This is a genomic window from Novosphingobium umbonatum, from assembly GCF_004005905.1.
In the GTDB taxonomy this organism is placed as follows: Bacteria; Pseudomonadota; Alphaproteobacteria; order Sphingomonadales; family Sphingomonadaceae; genus Novosphingobium; species Novosphingobium umbonatum.
The window spans coordinates 1-6,070 of sequence record NZ_SACO01000030.1 but is presented as its reverse complement, the minus strand read 5'-3'; the positions used below and the strand labels follow the sequence as shown (position 1 = coordinate 6,070).

The 6,070-nt window shown below is 54.3% G+C and carries 4 protein-coding genes; 1 reads left to right on the top strand and 3 read right to left on the bottom strand.

The annotated features are described in order from the left end of the window. Positions 1-304 precede the first annotated feature (304 nt). The 3 genes from EOE18_RS17985 to EOE18_RS17975 are packed head-to-tail and all read right to left on the bottom strand — an operon-like array spanning position 305 to position 3,110. Positions 305-2,122, bottom strand: a complete 1,818-nt coding sequence (locus EOE18_RS17985; protein WP_127712108.1) for a hypothetical protein — start codon at positions 2,120-2,122, stop codon at positions 305-307. Next, complete coding sequence (locus tag EOE18_RS17980; RefSeq protein ID WP_127712106.1) at positions 2,119-2,451, bottom strand: hypothetical protein; 333 nt, start codon at positions 2,449-2,451, stop codon at positions 2,119-2,121. Before EOE18_RS17980 ends, EOE18_RS17985 begins: the two co-directional genes overlap by 4 nt. After that, positions 2,448-3,110, bottom strand: coding sequence for a hypothetical protein (locus tag EOE18_RS17975; RefSeq protein ID WP_127712104.1), 663 nt, complete (start codon positions 3,108-3,110; stop codon positions 2,448-2,450). Before EOE18_RS17975 ends, EOE18_RS17980 begins: the two co-directional genes overlap by 4 nt. Before the next feature lie 1,231 nt (positions 3,111-4,341). Here EOE18_RS17975 and EOE18_RS17970 point away from each other — a divergent pair. Beyond that, a partial coding sequence (locus EOE18_RS17970; RefSeq protein ID WP_164852816.1) for a MobA/MobL family protein occupies positions 4,342-6,070 on the top strand: 1,729 nt, incomplete at its 3' end.

The following is a 6,070-nucleotide window of genomic DNA, read 5'->3' as shown; positions in this document are numbered from 1 at the left end:
TACGCCTTTTGGCGTAACAGCGGGAAATTATCCTGCGAAATAGCAGGCCAGCTGGTTGGGTCATAAACGGCTGGCCTGCCCCCCAGATGGGATCGCGGGGAATGGTTAATTAGACGAATTGTCGATATTGTTCAATCTTTCGGCGCCGTGAATAGTAAGGCAATGGATCGGACAGCGCATTTCTCATAATTTGCCTCAATGACCCGCCCCGTGGTATCCAAACGCCAAACGGGAAAGGTCGCGACAGTTTTCGTCGACGGCGCGCCCTGTCTTGGGTTTGCCCGTTTGTTGCAACCATGGCGAATCACTGAACGGGTCCGACATCCTCGCCTTTTGATTCGGGTTGGCTAGAGGCGGCTGGTGAGCTTTTGTCTTTAGGTTGTAATACCTCTCGAATTAGTCTTGCGTACATTGGGTCTGTTGATTGAAAGCAAATGCTTTGGCTTTGTTCTTGGGCAAGGTATACTATATTTTCATCAGGACAAAGTTTAATGGGATTTATTTTGCCTGATCTTTTGTTAGTGCCGCCTATTGACCCATGTTGCTTGTGAACTAACTCTGCAACGCTCCGTGGAACCCGGGAAGTATCTTGTAATTCGGGATCTAATTTGCCGTCGATAGTTTTCTGGTAAAACTTAATAGCTTGAGGCAGAAGTTTTTTGAAATGATCGATGTCATCGCCGTCATCGTCTAGCCATAAATGCGCTTGACTGCGTGCTGTATATCCCATCTCTCCTGGTTTGGGTAACACGTTCAAGTGGACCAATGCATCTTTCTGCAGGGTAAGCCCTGATTTTTCGCCGAGGTAGTTCAATAGAGATAGAGGATCTGCATGTATAACTCTTTTCCGAGGTGGATTTTTAGGCGTTTTTTTTGATGAACTTCCTTTTTCCTTTTCTTCTTTTTCTATGACCTCTCTGTTTTGTAGAAACTTAGTAGCCAGGCGACGATCGTGCTCATAAAGCCATTGATATTGGATGGTGGCCAGCGCTTTGGCTATAGGATTTCCGGTGTCGCAATCTTTGACACTGGGTAGTTTGGGCCCTTTCGGGCAGTACTTTTCATTCCACTTTCTAGCGGTTGAAGCTATTTCGAGAAGGCGGACCGCCGGATTAATATGAGCGGTCAAGCCCCAAAAAAATCCTGCTTTGCGTGCTTTGTAGGCAAAGCTATCTTCATTGGCTCTTTCCATCTCATATTGTGAATGCACGCTAAAGCATTCCATGATTTTTACTGCTTTATCGGGGGTGTCCGGTGTGATGTCGAGAGTTCCGCCTGTACCTAATTCATACAAAAGCCTGCCCGCTACAGCATTCGCCCATATGCTAACCATCTCTTTATCTTTATTTTCTATGACTTGATCCGGCAGTCCAAAGGCGATTGTTTGTAAAGGAGCATACTCTAGGTGTCGCTTTATTGCTAACGAGTTGAAGCTGCCGTGGGAGGCCTTAAGGCGATCTAGAACGCCTTTTGTTGTAAGCTCTATTCCGTCATCCGTTGATATTTGGAGTAGGCCAGCCTGATTAACGGCGGCTCTGCCAAGCTCGGCATAGAGTACGGCAACATAAAATGGCGTAAGGTATTCTTCCTTAGGCCTGAATGGCCATTTCATATATTTCAATTCTGGAAACAATTTCAGGCAATCTTTAAATTTATTAGATAATAATAGCTTGAATGCAGATTGGTATTTTGGGCTTCTTTTTAAATAAATGAGCCAGTGTGCAAGATCGCTAGGCTTATGGCCAATCAGGGCAATGAGATGCTCATTTGAAGCGCAGTCGGCGTCGATCGATCCGATCTCATAGTCTCCGCCGTGAAAATCGTAAGAGCCAGGTTGAATGAGACTTCTTCGCCAGATTCCATTTGCGATTTGTCTGGCATCCATATCTTCAGAAAAGATCGGTTTAGCGCCATCGGGCAACGTCCTTTTGTCCAGAACATAGGGATGGATTGCACGCCCTATCCCGTATCCGTCGGTATATGGGGTCAATTTTATAGATGGCTTGATGTCGCTGTTCGGCGTCGAGGCAGATGATGGGATCCAATAGTCCCATCCAAGGCGAAGGTCCTTCTTGTCGCAGCCGGTATAGAGGTTAGCTATAATGCCTTCAATCACTGTCATTCGTTTTTCTCCTGCTCTTTCATCGCAGGAGTAATATTGAGACTTCGTATCTCCTTACGCAGGGCATCTTCTGCGGCCTTGATGTTTACATGATGTTCATCCAGCCATTTTTCTTGAGCAGCCACGATGTCTGCAAGCAATTTGCAGTTGAGCGAGATTGCATGCCAGAGCACTTCTGCCTCTGCGGGGTTTGCGTCGAGCTCGGCCTCATGAACCATGATGCGGCATAAAATCTCTTCACCACGCCATTGCAGGGCTGCGTAGCTCTCAAACACCTGCGTCTCGGTCCCCAGGTCGATCAGGCGGGGGCTGTTCAATATTGTGCTCAAGATTGCCTCCTATCATCTTCCGGCCGCCTTTCAGGCGTCGCCATGAGGCTTTGGGTTTCGGCGGCCTTGAGCCTGAGATTGCCACCATGGCGTTCAATCCAGTCATGCGCCTCGCCACGGTTCATTTTCCCGGGGAAGGGCACCCTCAACGCACTTGCCTGTCGGTCGATCAAGAGAAGTTGGTTGCGAGTGGCAGGCTTTTTCCGCCAGGCAACATTGTCGGGATGCCCTTGTTGCCATGCGCGAAAGCTCTGGCATTCCATAACATAGCCGTCGTATGCGCGCCTCAGCAGCAACGCGTTGCCTTTGGCGGTCCAATCCACGAGATTAGCCCGCACTGCTGCGACTTCAATGTCGATGATACGCTGCGGCTTGGTCTGATCAACGTAAGCGTGGATCAGCTCGATATATTTATGCATCGTCTGTTCCTTGAGCCAGACCCGTGCCGATGCCATTTCTCCTGTGTATCCGGCATCGCGATCAAGCCAAGCCAAGGCCATCCGGTGCCACTGTTCTGATTTGGTCGTGGCCTGAAGGCGGCTTTTGGCTGACCGCGCTTCCTCCTTTTGCCGGGCGAGGCGCTCCTCCAGTTTTTTCTTCGCGGCCATGGTTTTTTCGTATACTCGCCGCAGCCGCATTTCCTCCCGGTCATAGTCCATAGCAATTACCTCCTGCATGTTTGTGCGAATCGCTTATGACTCGTGGAGGTTCTTCGCGCCGCGGGGGGTACTCACGATTTTCCAGATCGGTGCCTCGTGCTGCACGTTACGCGTCTTATGCCAATGTGGTTCCGTCACTGGCACAGCTACTTGACCCTGCCATATTGGGCCCGAATTTCCCGAATGCTTGCCGGCGGGCTCTCATCCCATCGCCCATGAGTAGGCTGACTGTCACCATGTCGATTGCGCGGATCGTGACACGGCCTTGCTTCTCCCGGTTCGATGACGGCGGGCTCTCCGGTAGGGGGCACCGCCTCCCCAGATCCCGCCATGGCTGTCGTCGCCATCGACCGCCTCGTGCACCACTCGACTATTCTCGGGATGAACGACGAAGGCTACCGCAAGTATTCCACCGTCCTGCGCATCACTGCCGATGGGCACGCTCCGACGAATGGCGCTCTGGACCGGCCATCACCATTGTCGATGGCTGCGCGCCCGGGAGCACCCTTGCTCAGGCAACGGGTCATTGTCATCAGGGGCAATGACATGCCAAACATCCCATGCGCTTCAAGCCCTCGCTTCCGGCCCGCGTCAGCGACAATTGATACGCGTTGTAATTGTCGCTCGCCGGTCGCTGCTGGCAACAGCAAATGGACGCCAGAATTCACCACATGGCGCGGCCACCTATCGGCCCACAATTGACGCCGACCAGACGGCGTAATCCTCGCGCTACCCCTGATGGATCTGACACTATCGGCACCCGGCGCAATTTGACTTGGCCAGATTGCCCCTGTTGGCGCGGATGTGGCCCGCGATGCGCTATCGTAACCCGTGTCGCCAACCCGAACAGATCTTGGGTCAGCGGATCGTTCGGCCCAATGGGCACCGGTTCAGAGCAGCAATACAATTGGCGCGCTGGCGAGGTCGAGATCCCGGTGTCGCGCGACACCCCGGACTTGCCTGATTTCTCGCGCTTTGCGCCGCAAGATCACGCCCTCAATCCTCGCTGGCTTTCTCGCTTCGTGCCGAGCCGGACTGCCCAAGACAAATCGCAGTACCCCCCGCGGCGAACAGGGCTTGAACGCGGCACAGTCGATTCGCGTGAAGGGAAGGAGGGAGGGGAAGGAGAGGGGGGGGATGCGAAAGAAATGTTGACCACTGTCAACGTCGCGTCCCGCTCTTTCGCCCCCCCTCTCCCTGTTTGATGAAAGGCAAAGGCACCGTGCAGGTCATGAGCGAGACGGGTATTTGGGCAAAAGCCGATGCTGCCGCATTTGCCATGTTGATGGGGGAAAATCGCACCGGGCGCCGTTTGCAGGCGGCCGAACGCACAATGGCTGGCGCGCGTGAGCGCATTGCCAAACTTCGTCGGCAACTTTCTATGATGACGGCAAAAGCCAACGAAATGGCGACCAAGGCCATCGAGCGCGAATTCAACAATTCGCGATCCGCCTGGGGTAGGACCTTTCGGGTCCGGATCAAACCTGGCTCGATCAAGATGCCCACCAAACCCAAACCATCTGCAAGCCCGCAGCCGACAAAACAGCGCCGGGCCCGGCGTGCGTATAAGGCACCGATTATCGATCGGCGCGGTCGCACCGCCATCTATTTTCGCATCCGCTATATCGGCTTGAAATCTAAAAAATGGCGGGCCGGACTGACAGCCGATCACGCCCTTTATATCCTGCGGGAAGATGCCCTTCAGGACGGCGAATTGGGTATCATTTCCAACATGGGCGAGAACGCCGCCGAGATCGCCAATTGCTGGCGGGCGCTCGAGGCGGTGGAAACCGGATATCGCGCCAATGCGATCATGCAATATCGCATCGTCATGAACCTACCGGCAGGGCTCACCCCTGCGCAAAGGCATCACGCGGTCCAGCATTTTGCCGAGCGTACTTTTGGCAAGAGCGGTCTGCCTTATGTGGCTGCCGTCCATAAGCCGGATGAAGGCGGGGATTCGCGCAACTTCCATGCCCATATCTGTTTCTCCACGCGGCCTTGTGAAAGGATCGATACTGGCGAATGGCTGATCAGCGAGGAGAAGGTCAACGGCCTGACAGATCCTGCCGGCCTGTTTCGCATGCGAGCCCAAGCGGCTGCGCATTTAAACCTTGCCTGTCATCGCGCAGGTGTCGCCGCCAGATATACACACCAGTCCTACCGTGATCGTGGTATTAATGCAGTCAGGCAAGAGCATGTCGGCCCTCATGCCATGGCGGCTTTCGAGCGAGGCGAGCCGGTGGCGGTGATTGAACGCAACGAGGCCATTGTTGTTGCCAATGAATTGGGCATCGAGACAGACAAGCGGCAGGCCGAAGTGGATCTTCTTGCCCGGCTTACGGCATGCTTGCAGCAACAGTATCAGCTCGTCGCCAGTAAGGCGGCCATTCAGAAAATGCGCCATCGCGTGGAGGCTGTAGCGCAGCGGGCGGCGGTTATCGGGTCCTCCAAAACCAAGGCGGCGGTGATCGACCGGCAGCAAGTCGAAACAATCCTGGCGCGTTCCACCTGGCTGCTCGCGCAAAAGAAGGCGCGGCATGCGACTTTGCCGAGCGCCATCGCTGGATCGATTGCGGTAAGGGCGCAAGCTTTGGCTCAGCAATTGGCGAGCGTGAACGAACAGCGCCGTTCCCTGAATAATGTCAAAATCTACCTGAAAGGCGTCCAGCGATCCTTTGCCCATCATCAGGCCCGGGTAGAGCAGCAGCGCCTTGCCGAGGCCGAAGCATTGGTGGCGACCGTCATGCCGCGGCCCTATCGCATGGAGAATAGACTGCTGGTCCCAGATCTGTCCGGTATGACGGCGGCACAACAAGCCCTCATCCGATCGGTCGATCGTCAGGCGATGTTTATCGCATTCGGTCGCCGCCACGAGGAGGATTGTCTTGCCGACGAAGCCAAGGCGATCTCGGCTGCGGCCGAGCGTCAGCGCCAATTCAAGCTGGAAGCCGAGCGGC

Bases quoted from the DNA above. Each gene is read 5' to 3' on its own strand.
- EOE18_RS17985 (WP_127712108.1), bottom strand. From the start codon at position 2,122: ATGACAGTGATTGAAGGCATTATAGCTAACCTCTATACCGGCTGCGAC.
- EOE18_RS17975 (WP_127712104.1), bottom strand. From the start codon at position 3,110: ATGGACTATGACCGGGAGGAAATGCGGCTGCGGCGAGTATACGAAAAA.